Raw genomic sequence first — 1266 nt, 5'->3', positions numbered from 1 at the left:
CAAGACCTCCGACTCGTCCAGTTCGAGTGCTGGTGGTCAGGAGTTGAAGGGTGTGACGGTCGAGGTCGCGGCGAAGTGGACGGGGGTTGAGCAGCAGAACTTCCAGAAGGTGTTGTCGGCGTTTGAGAAGAAGACGGGCGCGAAGGTGAATTACGCGTCGACGGGTGAGAACGAGGATGCGTATCTTGGTCCGCGTCTGCAGGCGCATCAGCCGCCGGATGTGGCGATTCTTCCGCAGCCGGGTCTGGTGGCTCAGTATGCGAAGAAGAATGATCTGAAGCCTTTGTCGGCGGATGTGACGGCGACGATCGATGCGAATTACACGCCGTACTGGAAGCAGCTGGGTTCGGTGGATGGCAAGGCTTACGGCGTGCTGGTGAAGGCGGCGTACAAGTCGATCATCTGGTACCGGACGAAGGCGTTCGATGACGCGGGGGTGCAGCCGCCGGCGGATTGGGCGTCGTTCACCAAGGCCGCGCAGACGCTGTCGGATGCGGGGTCGACGCCGTTCGAGCTGGCGGCGGGGTCGGCGGACTCGTGGACGCTGACGGACTGGTTCGAGAATGTGTACCTGTCGCAGGCGGGCCCGGACATGTACGACAAGCTGACCAAGCATGAGATCAAGTGGACCGACCCGTCGGTGACCAAGGCGCTGCAGGCGCTGGTGCAGGTGTGGGGTAAGTCCAACCTGATCGCGGGTGGCACCGCGGGCGCGTTGCAGCAGAAGTTCGACTCCTCGATCACGGACACGTTCGGGAAGAACAAGTCCGCGATGGTGTATGGGGGTGACTTCGCGGCGGCGAACATCGGCACCACCTCGGCGAAGATCGGCACCGACGCGAAGGTGTTCGCCTTCCCCAAGGCGGGTGACACGACCCCGGCGGTGCTGGGTGGTGACACCGCGGTGGCGATGAAGGACTCCAAGGGCGCGATGGCGCTGATCAACTACCTGGCCTCGCCGGAGGCGGGCACGGTGTGGGCCAAGGGCGGCGGCTACATCTCGCCGAGCAAGAACGTCAAGCCGGACGCCTACCCGGACGCGCTGACCAAGCAGCTGGTCTCCCAGCTGCAGGCGGCCGGTGACTCGGCCCGGTATGACATGTCGGACCAGGCGCCGGCAGCGTTCGGTGGCACGCCGGGTCAGGGCGAGTGGGAGGACCTGCGTGCGCTGGTGAAGAACCCCGGTGACATCAAGGGTGTGCAGGCGAAGCTGGAGTCCGACGCCGCCAAGGCCTTCAAGTAGGCCCCGGTCATGACTGCGATCAC

1 protein-coding gene is annotated in these 1266 nt (G+C 64.7%); it reads left to right on the top strand.

The window, feature by feature from the left end; all coding sequences use genetic code 11:
* Positions 1 to 1243: ABC transporter substrate-binding protein (locus ACFFNX_RS50385; RefSeq protein ID WP_378213611.1), on the top strand; the 1243-nt coding region annotated here is incomplete at its 5' end.
* Positions 1244 to 1266: the final 23 nt, after the last annotated feature.

Source organism: Actinoallomurus acaciae (genome assembly GCF_042429965.1).
Taxonomy (GTDB): Bacteria; Actinomycetota; Actinomycetes; order Streptosporangiales; family Streptosporangiaceae; genus Actinoallomurus; species Actinoallomurus acaciae.
This window is presented reverse-complemented; position numbering and strand designations above follow the sequence as displayed.